Source organism: Rhizobiaceae bacterium (genome assembly GCA_023953845.1).
Lineage (GTDB): Bacteria > Pseudomonadota > Alphaproteobacteria > Rhizobiales > Rhizobiaceae > Arvimicrobium.
Genome location: JAMLJC010000001.1, coordinates 604,457 through 621,378, shown reverse-complemented (window position 1 = coordinate 621,378; position 16,922 = coordinate 604,457). Strand labels below are relative to the sequence as shown.

The window sequence follows — 16,922 nt, the reverse complement described above, 5'->3', positions numbered from 1 at the left end:
TTGGAGGAGGCTTCCGAAGCTGAGGTTGTTCCTAATAATGATACGTCTTCATGTATGTTGACACTTCTGACGAGCGGATGCTAGCTCTTTCTCCAATCGCAATCCTCCCGGCGCGCCGTTTCCCTCAGCGCTTTCGCCTTATTGCAACGGGGTTGCCAACATCCGGTTGCGCGGGTACCGACGATCGAAGACCGGCGCTTGCCGGCCGAAGGAAGGAAATTTCCATGAGCGGCCCTTCGAGACGTAACCGCCCGCAAGGTTTTTCCACCCGCGCCATCCATCTCGGCTACGATCCCGCGGAGCATGAAGGCGCGCTGACGCCGCCGATCTTCATGACTTCGACCTTCGCCTTCGAGACGGCGGAAGCGGGATCGGAGATGTTTCGCGGCGAACGGGCCGGCTACATTTACGGACGCACGCGCAATCCCACGCAGACCATTCTGGAAGAGCGCATGGCAAGCCTCGAAGGCGGCGAGGCGGCGATGACCACCGCCTCGGGCATGGGCGCGATCTCCAGCATCATGCTGACGCTGCTCAATCCCGGCGACGAGGCGTTGATCGATCACACCGTCTACGGCAACACCTTCGCCTATTTCACGCAGGCGCTCACCCGTTTCGGCGTGATCGTCAAGCTCGCCGACTTCACCAGACTGGAGACGGTGACCGGCCAGATCGGCGAGAAGACGAAGGTCGTCTTCTTCGAGACGCCGGCAAATCCCAATCTGCGCGTCATCGACATCGCCGCCGTGGCAGCGATCGCGCGGAAGGTCGGCGCTCTGGTCGTGGTCGACAACACCTTCGCGACGCCGGTTCTCCAGCGGCCGCTCGAATTCGGCGCGGATCTCGTCGTGCATTCCGGCACGAAATATCTCGGCGGTCATGGCGATCTGCTCGCCGGCGTCGTGGTCGGCCCCGCCGATCTCGTCAAGCAGGTGCGTCAGACCGGATTGCGCTGGATGACGGGCGCGACACTGTCGCCTTTCAACTGCTTCCTTATGTTGCGCGGGCTGAAGACGCTGGAGCTTCGGCTGGAGCGGCATTCGGCTTCGGGTCTCGCCGTCGCCGAAATGCTGGAGAAGCATCCCAAGATCGCCAGCATCTCCTATCCCGGCCTTCCCGCCTTCCCGCAACACGAGCTTGCGAAGCGCCAGATGTCCGCCTTCGGCGGGCTGATGGCGTTCGAACTGAACGGCGGGCTCGAAATGGGCATGGCGCTCATGAACAAGCTGACGCTGATCACACGCGCGGTCAGTCTCGGCGATACGGAAACGCTGATCCAGCATCCGGCCAGCATGACGCATGCTATCTACAGTGCCGAGGAACGCGTCAGGCACGGCATAAGTGACGGTCTGCTGCGTCTTTCCGTCGGGCTGGAGAATGTCGACGACATTCTGGATGATCTGGAGCAGGCGCTGAACGCGCTGTAGGCTGAGCATTCAGGCGGGAACACAGGCCATCGCGCCGCGCCCCGTCGCCAGCCAGATCGTTTCTCTCATGGCGGGGCATGTCAAAGCCATCGACATCATGCCGACCCGTTCCTGCGGGCGCTCGAGCACATCGAGCCACTGTGCGCCGACACGGTAGCGCAGTGCGCGTTCCGCTTCATGGAACGGCGATCCGACAGCCTGCCCCGGACCGAACAGCGTCTCGAATCCGGATGCGGCCGCGTTCAGATCGGTGACGGAGACGCTTATTCCGGCCGTGCCGGTAACCCCGTTGGCATGACGTGTATTTGCCGAGGGTATGCGCAAGTCGCGCCCTGCAATATCCTCGATGACGAAAGGCAGCGTGGGGTATCCTTCCCGCGATCCGGGCAGGACCAGTTTCACGCCCCACGGCTGTCCGGACCGCAGGCGGCGCTCATGACGGTGGGGACCGCTGAAAGGCATGCCGGCATCGCGCAAGGACGCTTCGACGGCTGCCAGATCGTCCGTGCAGACGGATGAGTCGACCCAGCCGTCACCATTGCCAAGGAGGGATGCGAAGCGATGCCGCTTGCGGGCCTCCGCATCCCGGATCGTCAATATCTCGATATAGGAACCATCCTCGAAACAGACGAGCTTTTGTGCCGTTGCCGCGCTCTCCTTGCCCTCGTCGTCCCGGTCCGTGACGGCGAAGCCGAGACTTTCGAACCAGCGCGCCGCAGCATCGAGATCGTCTGCCTCGGCGACCAGATAGACCGTATGGTCGAAACCAGAGATCATTCGAAAACCTCCCGATATCTACACAAATGACCGGGTGCGAACGAAGCGCTCCAGCCGGAAGGCTGACAGATCGACGCAGGGCTTTTCTCCGCACACCAGTTCGGCGGCAAGCCTGCCCGCGCCGGGACCAATGCCGAAACCGTGGCCTGAAAAGCCGGTCGCCATGTAAAGACCGGGAATGGCCGCGACCGGTCCGATGACGGGGAGAGCATCAGGCATGACGTCGATCAGGGCGCCCCAGCAGCCCGCGATCTGCATGCCTGCGAAGACCGGGTAGGCTTCCGCCACTTTCTCGGCGGCCTGCTTCAACACCCAACTGGCGGGCTGCGGGTCGGCAATGCGAACCTGCTCGAACGGCGTTGCGGCATCGGAAGTCCATCGGCGCGCAAGCCTTGCTTCCTCGATGAAGCGTCTTCCTACGCGCAGGCGGAGGCTGCGCAGACCGGAGGCGAGGGCGGGACGGAAATCGCGAAGCAGGCGAAAACTGTCGGGCACGATATCGAAGACCGTGGCGTCGGCCTGTGAGACGATATAGCCGCCGTCATCGCGCTTGCGCCAACCGAAGCGGCGTCCCGCGACAGAAACATCGGGCCCGCCCGGCAGCGGATGCGTGCGCATGACGGAACCCATGACCTTGAGTTGCGGCAGGTCGATGCCGAGATTGCCGGCGAAAAGCCGCGACCAAATTCCGGCGGCAAGCAGCACGGCCCGGCAACGGATCGGGCCGCGCTCGGTGACGACGCCGGAAATCCTGCCAGCTTCCGTCTCGATGGTTCGTACGGCGCAGGCCGCATGGATCGTCGCGCCTGCGGCTCGCGCCGCTTCGGCGATGACGCCGGTGGCACGCTCCGGTTCGGCTCCGCCGTCGGACGCGGTGTAGAGACCGCCAATACGCTGGGTGCCGCCAGGCACGAGCCGCGCGGCTTCCGCGGCAGTGACCATGCGGCTGTCGAGTCGATATTCCGCGACGGAATCCAGCCAGTTTCGATAGGTGCTCTCGTCGTCACGGTTGCGGCCGGTGAAATAGAGAATGCCGCTTGTGCGAAAGCCGGTGTCGAGACCTCCGAACACTGCAGGATCGCGCCAGTCGCGCATCGCCTGCCGCATCAGCGGGATTTCCGAGGGATGGCGCAGCGTGTTGCGGCACCAGCCCCAGTTGCGACCGGACTGTTCGCCGCCCACCACGCCCTTCTCGCAGAGCGCCACCTTGAGGCCACGCCGTGCCAGAAACCATGTTGTGGACGCGCCGACGATCCCGGCGCCGACAACGACCACATCAACCGCCTTTGGAAGGGGCGCATCCCCTGCGACCGGCCGTACAAGAAGCCCGTCGCAGAAGGATTTGCTGCCGGTCGCCGCGGTCAGCGCCGTCAGCCTTTCACCAGCTTCGGCGTATCCGGCCGCTGACCCCATTCGTGCCAGGAGCCGTCGTAAAGCTTCCAGTCCCTGTTGCCGGCTCGCTCTATCATGAAGCCGAGAATGGCGGCGGTGACTCCAGAGCCGCAGGTGGTTATGACGGGACCGTGGATGTCGGCGCCCGCTTCCGCGAACACTTTCGCGGCGGCTTCGGCGTCGATGAATGCGTGGTTGCGGGACGGATCGAAGAATTTCGCCCATGGCGTGTTGATGGCGTTGGGCATATGGCCGCTGGCGACGCCGGGATAGCCGGAACCTTCGGTTCCATCGAAGCGCGCGGCCGTGCGTGCATCCACGACCGTGATGCCAAGATCGAGCGCGGCGCGCACTTCTCCAAGCGCGGCCACCTTGCCGGGCTGGACTTTAGCATTGAACGCGACGGCTTCGGCAGGTTTCGGATCGCCCGCCTCGGTGGGCCGGCCTTCCGCCATCCATTTGCGGAAACCGCCATCCAGAATGCGGACCTTGTCGTGATCGAAGACACGGAACATCCACCAGAGTCGCGCCGATACATAGCCGGCGTCATAGACGACAACCAGCGTGTCGTTATCGATGCCGAGCCGACCGATCTCCCGCGCCCAGATATCCGCCGAAGGCAGCATGTTCACATAGGGCGAATCGGGATCGGACACGACGCCGAGGTCGATGAACCGTGCGCCGGGAATATGCGCCCGCCGAAAATCATCGATCGCATGCTTGCCCGCTTCCGGTAGATACCAGGAGCAGTCGAGCACCGCGAGTTTCGGGTCGCCAAGATGCCCGGCGAGCCATTCCGTCGTCACCAGCCATTCGCTCATCGTAGTACCTCCGCAGTGAACGCCTGAACGCGTATTGCCCCGGATCACCTCGCCGACGCGGCGCGCATGCCTCGCCGCCCGTTGGTCTGCAATGCCGCGAGTACATCCGGCACGTCGCCGGGTCTGATCGACTCGCCGGCGTCGAGCCGCCTGCCGATCTCGGCATATAGCGCGCGATAGGAAGTCTGGCGCTGTACGCGCGGCATGTCCTGGGTGATCGCGCTGATCGCGTCATGCAGGGCCGCCGGCCACTTCGCATGATAGGCTTCGCGCACCGGCCCGAAGTCGAACTCCTTGAGCGGAGCGCCGCGCCGCGCATCGCGCATCTCCCTGCGCAAGGTTTCGGTGGCGGCGGCATCCAGACCGCTCTCCAGCGTGCCGATGACGCCATATTTTTCCCGCGCTGTTTCGATCGATACATATTCGTCCAGCACGTCTTCCCAGACGGTCGCGGCCGGGCGTTCGAGCGGATCGCCATAGCCGCCGCCGCCCTGCGTGCCGAGGCGCAGGACATCGCCCGCATCCATCTCCAGAATATCGATCTTGCCGATGTCGACCGGACTGTCGCTGTCGGGGTTGAGAATGGTGTAGCCGGTCGTGCCCGGCGTGCCGCCCTTGCGGCCGGCCGGCGGAAACAGGTAGCGTTCCATGTTGCGGGCGGTGATCGTCGTGAACGGCACGTTCGTCTCGAACTCGACGATGGAGCCCGTGCCGCCGCGATAGCGGCCCGCGCCGCCGGAATCCTCGCGCAGCGCATAGCGTCGGATGAGCAGGTTCGGCATTTCGTGTTCGAGCAGTTCCGTCGGCACGTTCTTGAGGAAGTTCAGGATCACCATGGTGCCGTCCACGCCGTCATCGACAGGCCGGCCGCCGGAGCCGCCGACCAGCGGCTGGATGACGCTGACGCGCGTCTCGCCGCTCGCCATGTCGGGAACCGAGACGAGCAGGATGGAACCCTGCCCGGAATCGGTCGCGGGCAACTGGTCCGGCACGGCCTGCGACAGCGCGCCGATGATGACGTCGCAGACCTTGTGCGAGGTGGAATAGCGCCCGCCATAAGCCGCGCCGGGCTCCGGATTGATGATCGTGCCTTTCGGGATATGGATCTTCATCGGCCGCACGAGGCCGGCATTGTAGGCGATGTTTGGCTCGCGCGTGCAAAGCCAGTTCACCACGCCAGTGATCAGCATCCAGTGGCCGGTCTTCGAAAAGCTCGGCAGATTGAGCGCGGCGCGTACCTGCGGCGCCGTGCCGGTGAAATCCATGTGCATCTCGCCGCCGGAAATCGTCAGCGTCAAGTTCACGCGGAGCAGGCCCTGGCCGACCATGTCGGCCTCGATGAAGTCGCTGAACCTGTAGATACCGTCCGGAACGGTCGAGATCACGCGCCGCGCCTGCGTCTCGGCATAATCCATGACATCAACGATGCCCTGGCTGATCTTCTCGGCTCCAAAGCGGCCGAGCAGTTCCTTGACGCGCCGTTCCGCCGTCGTGAGGCCTGCGATACAGGCCTTCATGTCACCCCAGTTCTGCTCGCCGGTCCGTGTGTTGACTAGGAACATCTTCAGGAACGTCTCGTCCAGAACGCCCTCGCGGAACAGTTTTTGCGGCGGAACGCGTATGCCTTCCTGATAGATCTCGTAGCTCGACGGCGCGATGGAGCCGGAGACGCGTCCGCCCACGTCGGACATATGCACGAAGGTCCAGGCGTAGCAGATCAGCTTGCCGTCATGGAAAATCGGCTTCCACAGGAACACGTCGTTGAGATGCGTGCACATGCCTCCGGTCGCCTCGGGGTCGTTGGTCATGAAGATGTCGCCTTCGCGAACATCGTCGCCCATCGCCTTGACCGCATCGTCCATCGGCATGCCGACCATCATAAGCACGCCATAGCGACGCGACGCGGCGAAGACCTCGCCGCCGGGGCTGACCAGCACCGCGCCGTAATCCTGCGTCTCCTTGATGAAGACCGTGTGCGCGGTGCGGAACAGCGCCTGCGCCATCTCGTCGACGATCGCCTGAAAGCGATTGCTGAGGATTTCGAGACCGATCTTGTCCTCGATCATTTCGCGCTCTCCCCGACGAGATTGAACCATCTGTCGACGCTGACGTCGAAACCTTCCGGCACATATACGGTTGTGTCGTACTGCTCGACCACGGCCGGACCCTTGAACGTGTCCCCGGGCTTCAGCGACGAACGCTGGATCACGGCGCCGCTCACGGACTTGCCGTGCTCGTAGATCGGACGCGACGATACCTGCCTTTCGCTGACCGCGGAGAAGGGCCGCAGGTCGTCGAAGTTGGGCTTGCGCGTCACGCCGACGATCTGAACGCGCGCCTCGAGGATGCGGATCGCATTGCTGCGGTCGGCAAAGCCGTAGACGCGTTCGTAGTGATCGTGGAACCAGTTCTGGAGCGCATCCACCGACAGAGGCTCGTCCGGGAAGACGACGTTGATCTCGAAGGACTGCCCGACATAGCAGATGTCGGCGGAGCGGATCAGATAGGTGCGGCTCACGTCGACATATTGCCGTTCGAGCCAGTCGCGCGCCTCGGTCTCCAGCGCCGCAAAGGTGTCGAGCAACGTGTGATCCGAAAGGTCTCGCGCATCCTGCCACAGGCTGCGGACGAAATCGGCGCGCAGGTCCGCCACCAGACAGCCGAGGGCGCAAAGCAGCCCCGGCGTCGGCGGGATGAGCACGCGACGTATGTTCAGTTCCCGCGCAAGCATGAACACATGCGTAGGCCCCGCCGCGCCATAAGCAAGCAGCGAAAATTCCTGCGCGTCGACGCCGCGCCGCGCCAGTTGCGGCACGAGTTCGGCGTAGATGTTGGCGGTCGCGACCTGGAGAATCGCGTCCGCCGTCTCCTCCGGCGTCTTGCCAAGCCGGTCGCCGATCGTCGCGAGCGCCGTGCGCGCCTTTTCGATGTCGAGCTTCATCTCGCCGCCGAGCAGGCCGCTCGGCGCCATGATGCCGAGCACGGCATAGGCGTCCGTGACGGTGGGCTCCGTGCCGCCGCGGCCATAGCAGGCCGGGCCGGGACGCGCGCCGGCGCTGCGGGGACCGACCTTGAGCACGCCCTCCGCGTCCAGCCAGGCTACGGAACCGCCGCCGGCGCCGATGGCTGAGACGTCGACGGCCGGCAACAGCACCGGAAAATCGCCGACCGTGTTCTCGTTCGAATAAGGGATCTCGCCATTGACCACGGCGATGTCGACGCTGGTGCCGCCCATGTCGAGCGTGATCAGTTTCTCGTCGCCGATCATGCGGCCGATGAAGGCCGCGCCGATGACGCCCGAAGCCGGGCCTGAAAGCAGAGTTTCGACCGGCCGTTCTCCGGCGGCCTCCAGCCCCATCACACCGCCGTTCGACTTGGTCGAGAAGATGCGGGTGGCGAGGCCGGCATTCCTTGTCTTCGTTTCGAGCGTGTCGAAATAGGTGCGCATGCGCGCCCCGATGTAGCCGTTGATGACGCTGACGAGACAGCGCTCGTATTCGCGTTGCTGCGGCCAGAGTTCCGAAGAGGCGATGACGTAGAGATCCGGGAACGCGTCCAGAATCCATGCCTTCGCCTGTTTCTCATGCTCGGGAAAGCGATAGGAGTGCAGGAAGCAGACGGCGATGTTGGAGGCGCCCCGCTCGATCACCTGCCCTGCGGCGGCGAGCACGTCGTCGCGGCGGATCGGGACGATGACCTCGCCATCCTGCGCCATCCGCTCGTCGATCTCGGCGACGCGCCGGCGCGGCGTAAGCGCGCGGGGTCGCGGATGGAAGAGGTCGTTGGCCCTCGGGAGTCTCAGCCTGCGCAATTCGAGGATGTCGCGAAAGCCCTTCGTGGTCAGCAGGCCGACTTCCGCTCCATCACGCTCCAGCAGCGTGTTTACGCCAAGCGTGGTGCCGTGCGAAAAATAGACGATGTCCGAGGCCGCGATGCCGTGCCGCGAATGCAGTTGCTCGAGTCCGGCAATGATTGCGTCCTCCGGATTCTGACGGTTCGACGGCACCTTGAGCGCCACAAGCCGGCCGCTGTCCTCCTCCATGAGCAGGACGTCGGTGAATGTGCCGCCGATGTCGACGCCGAGACGATACCGTATGGACTTCTGGCTCATCGACAAAGACGCTCCTTCAAGCTGGCGAACTCACATGCGGCGAAGCAGCCATTGGCTGGCCTCCACTGCTCCCGAATGTCATTGCTTTCGGCGACATGAAAAGGAGCCGCGCGCCGCAGCGACCGGTCGCTGCGGCGTCGCCGGGAACAAGCCGCGCCCGACCGCCTCATTCCGCCAGCCCGGCCCCGGCTTTTCACACGGATCGTCGGGCGGCTGATCACCGCGCCTTCCGCAGAGCAGGATGGACAAGGCCGGACGCGACTTGTTCCGGCGACGACTTTATCCCGATGGCGGCAGAATGAAAGGCAAATTGTATCGCATTCCGGATCATTGTTGTGATATTTGGAATTTCTGCGAGTGGAAGGTTGCGCCATGAAGGACAGCTATACCTATGTCGTTCTGGGACTGGGTGGGCTCGGCAGCGCCGCCTGCTACTGGCTGTCGCGGCGGGCAGGCGCCGACGTGCTCGGCATAGAGCAGTTCGAGATCGGGCATGTGCGGGGCGAGTCGCAGGACCATTCCCGCATCATCCGCCTCACCTATCACACCGTGCCGTATGTGCGGTTCGCCCAGCAGGCCTACGAGGCATGGGATGCGGTCGAGAAGGACGCCGGCGAGCAGGTCGTGGTCAAGACGGGCGAACTGAATTTCTGGCCGCAGCAGACGACACTCGATGAAGCCGCCTACAATGAGAGCATGACGGCGTGCGATGTGCCGTATGAAATACTCGATGCGGGCGCCATCCGCCGACGTTTCCCACAATTCAGGTTCGACGACGAAATCCATGCCGTGTACCAGCCCGACGGCGGGCTCGTGGGAGCCATCAAGGCGAATGACGTCCATCGTCGTCTGGCGCGCCGCAACGGAGCGACCTTCCTCGACAACGCGCCAGTGACCGAGATCAGGCAGGAGAACGGCGGATACCGGATCATGGCGGGCGGGCGCACCATCTCCGCAGAGAAGATCGTGCTTGCGGGCGGCCCATGGACGAACCGGCTGCTGGCGCATTTCGGCGTCGAGCTGCCGCTGCTCGTGACGCATGAACAGGTCACCTATGTCGACAGCCCGAACCTTCAGGAATTCACGCCGGAGCGCTTCCCGGTGTGGATCTGGATGATCCATGACAACTATTATGGTTTTCCGGTCTATGGAGCGCCCGGCGTCAAGATCGCCAAGGACCGTTTCCGGCCGGTCGATCCGGATTGGCGCAGTTTCGAGCCGGACGCAAAGAACGAAACGGACGTGCTGCGTTTCCTCGCCGACCATATCCCGCGCGCCGCCGGCCCGACCCTTTACACGAAGACATGCCTGCTTACGCATACGCCGGACGGCGATTTCGTGCTCGACCGGATTCCCGGCCATCCGAACTGCGTGTGCGTCGTGGGCGCCACGCATGCCTTCAAGTTCGCCTCCGTGATCGGACGTACGCTGTCGGAACTGCTGGTCGACGGCTCCACGCCCGCCGACATCGGGGCCTTCCGGTTCGGGCGTCCGGGCCTTGCGATGCCGGGTGTCTGGAACCTGCCGGAGGGGTAGGCGGGCGCCTGTCAGGCAGCGGTCGCTTCGACCGCGTCGGCCGTCGCGACGAGATCGTCGTCGATGGGAATGCCCAGCGTCGTGTTCAGCCTGTTCGTCGCCAGCATTGCCGCGCCGTAGGCGACGATCTCGACCACCGTCGCCGCGCCGTACTTCGCCTCGAGCAGCTTCAGCGCTTCCGGCGGCGCGGCGCGATGGGCGTCCTCATGCGCGCCGATGCGGTGCGCGATCTCGATCAGCGCCGCCTCGTCCTCGGTCGGCTGGTAGCCATCGGGATCGACGCCATAACTCTTCAGCGCCCGGCGGAAATAGAGCGAGCAGAGCAGGCAGTGCGAGTCTTCCGAGATCGCCAGCGAGAAGATGTCGACCGCGCGGGCGCCGAGGCGCGCACGCAGGCTCTCCTTCAGTGGAAGCACCGCGGAAAACAGGCGGAACGCCGGAGCCGAATGCAGCAGGACGCCTTTCATGTTGGTGACGCGCCCTGCGCGCTTCTTTTCCGTTTCGGCAAGAGCGACGATTTCGGGCGACGCTTCGGTTGCGTGCCAGTCAAAGGAGGAAAGAGACATCGGTTGTTGCTTTGGCTTGCTTTGGTGTGGCTATGCGGCAGCGTCCAGATCTGAATGGCAGATCGCATAAGGCAACCCGCCGCAAATGTGAAGATCGCCGGCACTCGTGGTTCAGGCCGCCGACTGGACCGGAACCCTGCGCGCTGGCGGCGTGTTGCGGCTGCGCCCGGTGCGGATGACGCCATCGATCATCACCATGCCGATGCCGGGCAGATTGCCCAGCCGCAGACAGTCCAGCAGGCCGTCGCCCGCACTGGCTTCGGCCGCATCCAGGAAAACGAGATCGGCCGCGCGGCCAACCTCGATGACGCCACGGTCGGACAGGTTGCGGACGCGCGCCGTGTTGCCCGTCGCGAAGCAGAAGATCACCTCCGGGGCGACCTCGGACAGCGAGGCGAGATGGGCGATGGTGCGCAGTATTCCGAGCGGCTGCACGCCGGACCCAGCAGGGCCGTCGGTTCCGAGCAGGACCCGGCGCATCTCGTTCCGCTGCCGCGCTATCTCCAGCACCATCAGGCCCGTGCGCAGATTGCCGTTGTGCACGATCTCCAGCGCGCGCGTTCCTTCCTCGCAGATGCGGCGGATCTCCTCGTCCGGCAGCGCCGTGGGACCTCCATTGACGTGCGCGACGACGTCGGCGTCCACTTCAAGCACCACCTCAGCGCCGATACGTCCGGAGCCCGGAATGGACGGGCCTCCGGTGTGCGTCATCGAGGTCATGCCGTATTTGCGCGCCCAGGCGATCATCCGGCGCCCGGTCGGTCCGTCCTTGACGCCGCCGAGGCCGACTTCGCCGATGAGGGTGACGCCGGCTTCGGCCAGTTCCTTGAAGTCGGCTTCCGTCATGCCCGGTTCCAGCACCGGAGCCCCGGCGATGATCTTCATGCCGAGCGGCCGGAAGCCGGAGAAACTGCGCTGGGCGGCGATGCCGAGCGCCTTCACGCCGACCACATCGCGTGGGCGGTTGGGATAATGCGCTTCGCCGGCGGAGATCATGGTGGTGACGCCGCCATGCACCGAGCTTTCCATCCAGCCCATCTGGTTCTGGCGCGGCGTCCAGTCGCCTGCGACGGGATGCATGTGATTGTCGATCAGTCCGGGGCACACGGCCGAATTCTGCGCATCGATAACGACCTCGCCGGAGACCGGAGCCGGCATGTCGGCCGACCGTCCGACAGCTCGGATCAGACCATCTTCCACCAGAATCGAATCGGCCTCGAGCAGCGGCTTCGAAAGGTCGCCGCTGAGCATCAATCCGATATTCTGGACAATAATCCGCCCTGCGGCCGAAGCCGACGCTTCTTCGTGCGCCATTTGTCGTACTCCCGTCAGATCGGTGCGGCAGCGGCGCCGTTGCGCCGCGATGAATCTTCCTGCACCACCGTGGCTTCGCCCGGTTCCTCCTCGCAAAGCCGGGCAAGCAGCGACATGAAGACCGCCTGCTCGGCGGCGCTCAGCGGAGCCAGCAGTCTCTTCCCGACCTCGACCGATTTCTTCAATCGTTCCAGCGTATAGCTCTGGCCCTTGTCTGACAGGGTCAGGATCGTCAGGCGCTGGTCGGTCTCGGATTTCAGTCGCCGCACGAGACCGTTGGAGATGAGATTCCTGACCACGACAAGGATGGTGGAAGGGTCCATGGAGGTCAGCCGCCCGAGATGGTTCTGGGAGATCGCGCCATGCTTGAGGATGGTTGCCAAAGCCCCGAATTGAGCCGGCGAAACATTGTCGCCGTCCATGACCTGCTGGAAGTGTTGCGTCGCGCGCTGATGCACGCGGCGAACGAGATGCGCGGGATGCACGTCGAGATCATAACCGCTGCGGGCGAACTGGACGATCGCTTCCTCGCGGGACAAACCGGTCATGCTGCGGACGCGGCCGCGACTTTTCTCGGGCTTCGCTGCCATCGTCATCATCCCTTGTGCTCAGGTCGGTCATATCCGATATCCGGCGGCCTTCAGGCCGGGATCTCGATGGCCTGGATCGTGCCCGCTCCGGCCAGGGCCGCCGCGACTGTCGCTGCGTCGCTGACCGTGCCGAAATGCGTGGCGATGTCGTAGAGCGAGCTTTCCTGTTCGCGCGGTCCGGTCGCCGCGCAGCAGTCCTGCGGAACCACGACCTCATAGCCGTTGAAGAAGGCGTCATGCACCGTGGAGCGGACGCAGATATTGGTCACGACGCCGAAGACCACCAGTTGCCGGACGCCCATATCCTTCAGCGTCAGGTCGAGGTCCGTCTGGAAGAAGGCCGAGTAACGGCGCTTGATGACATGGATCTCTTCCGGCTTCGCCCCAAGATCCTCAATGATCTCGACTCCCCAGGTGTTCTCCACGCAATGCGGCGTCCGCTTCAGCCACTCCCGGTCCTGGCGGACGTTGGCCCGGTGCGCGTCATGCACCCAGATTACCGGCACGCCATGCTCCCGCGCGGCCTCGATCACCTGAAGCTGGGGCGGCACGAGCCGCTCATATCCGGGCAGAACCATCAGGCCGCCCGGCTTGCAGAAATCGTTGACCATGTCGACCACCACCACCGCTACCGTAGCGGGATCGAGAACCATGCCTCCTGCCAGGCGATGTGATGAGAAAACGTCCATAGGAGCCTCTTTCCATCATCGATATTGTTTGTATTCATAAGGATTGACGAGCAGCGCAAAGTCAAGAGAATGCTTCGATAATATGGGATAATTCGCCGCCTTCCGGTGTGTGTCTGGGCAAGGTATTGTTGGATGACAAACGAAAATGCGGCAGGGTCGGTACGGAGTAGCGGAATGAAGGTCGTTGTCACCGGCGCAGCCGGTCTTCTGGGGCGTCACGTGGCTGCCGCCTGCGTTTCCGCCGGGCACTCAGTGCTCGGGATCGACCGTGCGCCCCAGCCAGCCGGAGGCTGGGAGACGATCTCGGCGGACCTCGCCGATCTCGGCGCGTCTGTCCAGCTGTTTTCCGGCGCCGACGCGGTGCTCCACTGCGCCGCCATCCCGCGCCCAACGGGCACGGCGGCCGTCGAAATCTACCGGGTGAACATGGCGACCGTCTACAGCGCGGCGGAGGGTGCCCGCCTTGGCGGCGCGAAGCTCTTTGTCTACGCCTCTTCGTTCAGCGTGCTAGGCTATCCCTTCGCGCCGGCTCTGCCAATTCCGCGTTTCCTGCCGCTCGACGAAACCCATCCGGTGGCCGCGCAGGATATTTACGGCACGACCAAGTGGCTCGGCGAGGAACTTGTGGACGCGATGGTGCGGCAGGGCGCGTTCCGCGCCGTCAGCCTGCGCATGCCGTGGTTGCAGACACCGGAAACCTTCTACCGGGATATCGGCCGGCGGCGGCAGACGGCCGCCGCCGCGGCCGATCTCTGGGCCTATCTCGATGCCCGCGACGCCGGCGCTGCCTTCGCCTCCGCCCTGACGTGGCAGGGTCACGGTCATCTGCGATGCTATATATCCGCCGATGACAGCTATTCCGAGCATCCAAGCCGGGAACTGGTGGCAGAGGCATTCGGGGACGCGCCGGAAATGCGCGGCGCGCTTGGCGGCCATGCCGGGCTGATCGACACCGGATTGGCGAGACGTGAACTCGGGTTTCGTCCGCGCCATGGCTGGCGCGAATATCCAGAGCCGGAGAAAATATGATGAAGCGCTTCGAGGGCAAGGCCGTCCTGGTGACGGGCGGCGCAGGGTCGATCGGCTGGGCGACGGCGCAACGTTTTTCGGCTGAAGGCGCGCGCGTCGTATTGGCCGACCTGAACGACGAACGCGCCGCGGAACTCGCCGCGACGCTGAATGACGGGGTCGGGGTCGGCGCGGATGTGGCCGAGGAGGCCGGGGCGAGGGCGGCGGTCGAAGCCGTGCTGGAGGCATTCGGGCAGCTTGACGTGGTTTTCAACAATGCGGGCATATCGGGTCCGGTCAGCCCGGTTCACGAGATTTCTCCGGACGATTGGGACCATGTGATCCGCACCAATCTGCGCAGCCAGTTCCTTGTGCTGAGGCTGGCGGCCCGTGCGATGATCGCGGGCGGACGCCCCGGCTCCATCGTCAATATGGGGTCTTCCATGGCTGGGTGGGACGTGCTGTCAAGGAGCCCCGGCTACATCGCCAGCAAACACGCGGTTACGGGGCTGACCCGCTCGGCGGCGCTCGACCTTGCCGGATATGGCATCCGGGTGAACGCCATCTGCCCTGGCGTCGTCGAAACCTCGCTCGGCGTGCCCGCCGCCGACCGGCAAGGCTATCTGGAGAGCGTGCGCCGTTTCGCCGACCGCATCCCGCTTCGCCGCATCGGTCAGCCGGAAGATGTCGCTGCCGCCGTGGCTTTCCTCGCTTCGGACGAAGCGCGCCATATTACCGGCGTGGACTGGCTGATCGACGGCGGACAGACGCTCCAGTCATGGGCCAACGCTCCTGCTGCGCCCGCATTTCCGTGGCATCTTCGCAATAGTCCGGCGTGACAGGACTGCACGCCCTGGAGGGCGAATCGCTTCAGGTGCGTCGCAGCCGCCGGGGCAGGCGGAGATCCAGCAGCCGCCCCAACAAGCCTTGCGGGAAAATGACGATCACTGCCACGAAAGCGAGCCCGATAACCAGAAGCCAGTAGGCGCCGATGGTTTCCGACAGTACGCCCTCGACCCATTTCACGGCCAGTGCGCCGATGAAGGCTGCCAGCAGCACCGCCTTGCCTCCGACCGCCGCCCAGATCAGGATTTCGGTCGACATGGCGAGGCCGATCACCGCTGGCGAGACGAAGGAGAATTGCAGCGAAAAGAGGCCTCCCGCGAGGCCGGCGACGCCGCCGGAGATCGCAAGCGCCACGATCTTGTAGACAGGGACCGAGAAGCCGAGACTCTGCATGCGGCGCTCGTCGCAGCGTATGCCGCGCAGGATCGTGCCGAAAGGCGCACGCTGCAAGGCAAGCAGCAGAAGCCATGACAGCACCGCGAAACCGAGAACGAGAACGTAGCCAGCGAGCGGATCGGCGCTGTCGATTGCTCCCGGCAGCGTCAGGGGCGGCACGTCGAGAAGACCGTTGAAGCCGCCAATATAGCGCCAGTTCGTCGTCAGCCGCTCGGCGATGACCGCTGCGGCAATGGTGACGATGCCGAAATAGGCCGTCCTTAGTCCCTTGCCGAAGAACAGCGCCGCCCCAACGAGAGCCCCGGCCAGCGCTCCGCCCACAATGCCGAGCAGGAGCCCAAGCCACGCCGATTCAGGCAGGCCGGGAATCATGCCCTTGGCCGTCAGCGCCATCACATAGGCGCCCGTCCCGAAAAACAGGGCCTGTCCGAAGCAGACCAGCCCCACCTCGCCCCAGATGAATGAGAGGCTTAGCGCCGCGATGCCATAGATCAGAAGCTGGCTCATCATGGCCAGTTCCCAAAGGCCGAGCATGAAAGGCATCAGCCCCAGGACGAGCCAGACCGCGAGCGTGAGAAGAAGCCGGATGTTCATCTGCGACGAAGCCCCGAGAGACCGGCCGGAAGGAAGCGGATGACCGCCACCGCCAGCGAGAAGACGATGATCTGAGCGATGACTGGCGTCCACCATGAGGCGGCGACCGTGGTCGAGCCGCCGATGACGACCGAACCCCATATGGCGCCGGCCGGGCTGCCCACGCCGCCGACGAGGATCGACAGGAAGGCCGGCAGCACGAAGCCCATGCCCATTTGTGGATCGACGCTCATCAGCGGGGCCATGACCGCGCCGGAGAAGCCGGCCAGTGCTGCGCCGAGGCTGAAGGTCACGCGGTCCAGACGCCGCGTGTTGATGCCGAGGCATTGCGCCATCGGCCGGTTTGCCATCGCCGCGCGGGCGGCGAGGCCGAAGGCCGTGCGATAGAGGATCAGGAAGACCACCACGGCGACGGCGATGGCAATGGCGATGATCGCCAGCCGGTATGAAGAGTAGGAGATTCCAAGGAAATTCACGGGTTCGGTCAGCGGCGCCACCACCTGCTGGGAATTCGGCCCGAACACGATGACGATCGCCTGCCTTATCGCCAGCGACAGGCCCCAGGTCGCAAGAATGGTGTCGGTCGGCCGGTCGTAGATGAAGCGCAGGATCGCCGCGTCGCAGATCAATCCGAAAAGCCCGCCGACGATGAAGGCGAGGGGAAGCGTCAGCCAGAACGGCACGCCGAGACCCTGCAGCACCAGCACGGCATAGGCGCCGACGAGGAAGAACTCGCCATGCGCGAGGTTGATCACCTGCATCATGCCGAAAACGATCACCAGCCCGATCGAGACGAGAAGCAGGACCGAGGTGTAGTTCAAAGCATCCAGCGCCAGTGCCAGAAAACCGCCCATC

Annotated in this window: 15 protein-coding genes; 4 read left to right on the top strand and 11 right to left on the bottom strand. The window is 64.4% G+C overall.

The window, feature by feature from the left end; all coding sequences use genetic code 11:
• Positions 1-224: 224 nt before the first annotated feature.
• Positions 225-1,427 (top strand): methionine gamma-lyase, encoded by a 1,203-nt coding sequence (gene megL / locus M9955_03085; protein MCO5080626.1) that lies wholly within the window; start codon positions 225-227, stop codon positions 1,425-1,427.
• A gap of 9 nt (positions 1,428-1,436) precedes the next feature.
• On the opposite strand, the gene M9955_03080 is transcribed toward megL, so the two are convergent.
• From M9955_03080 to M9955_03060, 5 genes are read right to left on the bottom strand one after another with little or no spacing between them, the layout of a single operon-like run.
• Positions 1,437-2,204 carry a VOC family protein gene (locus M9955_03080; GenBank protein MCO5080625.1) on the bottom strand — a complete coding sequence of 256 codons (768 nt, stop codon included), beginning with the start codon at positions 2,202-2,204 and terminating at the stop codon, positions 1,437-1,439.
• 18 nt (positions 2,205-2,222) lie between these two features.
• On the bottom strand, positions 2,223-3,617 hold the full coding sequence (locus tag M9955_03075; GenBank protein MCO5080624.1) for an FAD-binding oxidoreductase: 1,395 nt from the start codon (positions 3,615-3,617) through the stop codon (positions 2,223-2,225).
• Positions 3,575-4,417: a sulfurtransferase gene (locus tag M9955_03070; protein ID MCO5080623.1), complete on the bottom strand. Its 843-nt coding sequence runs from the start codon at positions 4,415-4,417 to the stop codon at positions 3,575-3,577. Before M9955_03070 ends, M9955_03075 begins: the two co-directional genes overlap by 43 nt.
• 44 nt (positions 4,418-4,461) lie before the next feature.
• Positions 4,462-6,483: a hydantoinase B/oxoprolinase family protein gene (locus M9955_03065; GenBank protein MCO5080622.1), complete on the bottom strand. Its 2,022-nt coding sequence runs from the start codon at positions 6,481-6,483 to the stop codon at positions 4,462-4,464.
• Complete coding sequence (locus tag M9955_03060) at positions 6,480-8,528, bottom strand: hydantoinase/oxoprolinase family protein (protein MCO5080621.1); 2,049 nt, start codon at positions 8,526-8,528, stop codon at positions 6,480-6,482. The genes M9955_03065 and M9955_03060 overlap by 4 nt, the downstream gene beginning before the upstream one ends.
• Before the next feature lie 372 nt (positions 8,529-8,900).
• Here M9955_03060 and solA point away from each other — a divergent pair, with 372 nt between their 5' ends.
• A complete protein-coding gene (gene solA, locus M9955_03055) occupies positions 8,901-10,064 on the top strand; it encodes an N-methyl-L-tryptophan oxidase (GenBank protein MCO5080620.1) in 1,164 nt (387 codons plus the stop codon).
• Positions 10,065-10,075: 11 nt separating this feature from the next.
• On the opposite strand, the gene M9955_03050 is transcribed toward solA, so the two are convergent.
• The 4 genes from M9955_03050 to M9955_03035 form a co-directional block, all read right to left on the bottom strand.
• Entirely contained in the window at positions 10,076-10,630 is a 555-nt protein-coding gene (locus M9955_03050) for a hypothetical protein (GenBank protein MCO5080619.1), read from the bottom strand.
• Positions 10,631-10,741: 111 nt separating this feature from the next.
• Positions 10,742-11,944, bottom strand: a complete 1,203-nt coding sequence (locus M9955_03045) for an amidohydrolase family protein (protein ID MCO5080618.1) — start codon at positions 11,942-11,944, stop codon at positions 10,742-10,744.
• 14 nt (positions 11,945-11,958) lie between these two features.
• On the bottom strand, positions 11,959-12,540 hold the full coding sequence (locus M9955_03040) for a MarR family transcriptional regulator (GenBank protein MCO5080617.1): 582 nt from the start codon (positions 12,538-12,540) through the stop codon (positions 11,959-11,961).
• A 44-nt stretch (positions 12,541-12,584) separates the two neighbouring features.
• Entirely contained in the window at positions 12,585-13,187 is a 603-nt protein-coding gene (locus M9955_03035) for a cysteine hydrolase (protein MCO5080616.1), read from the bottom strand.
• 210 nt (positions 13,188-13,397) lie between these two features.
• On the opposite strand from M9955_03035, the gene M9955_03030 reads away from it, so the two are divergent.
• Both M9955_03030 and M9955_03025 read left to right on the top strand, forming a co-directional pair.
• Positions 13,398-14,252 (top strand): NAD(P)-dependent oxidoreductase, encoded by an 855-nt coding sequence (locus M9955_03030; GenBank protein MCO5080615.1) that lies wholly within the window; start codon positions 13,398-13,400, stop codon positions 14,250-14,252.
• Complete coding sequence (locus M9955_03025; GenBank protein ID MCO5080614.1) at positions 14,252-15,070, top strand: SDR family oxidoreductase; 819 nt, start codon at positions 14,252-14,254, stop codon at positions 15,068-15,070. The genes M9955_03030 and M9955_03025 overlap by 1 nt, the downstream gene beginning before the upstream one ends.
• 31 nt (positions 15,071-15,101) lie before the next feature.
• Here the strand turns inward: M9955_03025 and M9955_03020 are convergent, their stop codons facing one another.
• Together M9955_03020 and M9955_03015 are read right to left on the bottom strand one after the other, a co-directional pair.
• Positions 15,102-16,067 (bottom strand): branched-chain amino acid ABC transporter permease, encoded by a 966-nt coding sequence (locus M9955_03020; GenBank protein ID MCO5080613.1) that lies wholly within the window; start codon positions 16,065-16,067, stop codon positions 15,102-15,104.
• A complete protein-coding gene (locus tag M9955_03015; GenBank protein MCO5080612.1) occupies positions 16,064-16,921 on the bottom strand; it encodes a branched-chain amino acid ABC transporter permease in 858 nt (285 codons plus the stop codon). Before M9955_03015 ends, M9955_03020 begins: the two co-directional genes overlap by 4 nt.
• Position 16,922: the final 1 nt, after the last annotated feature.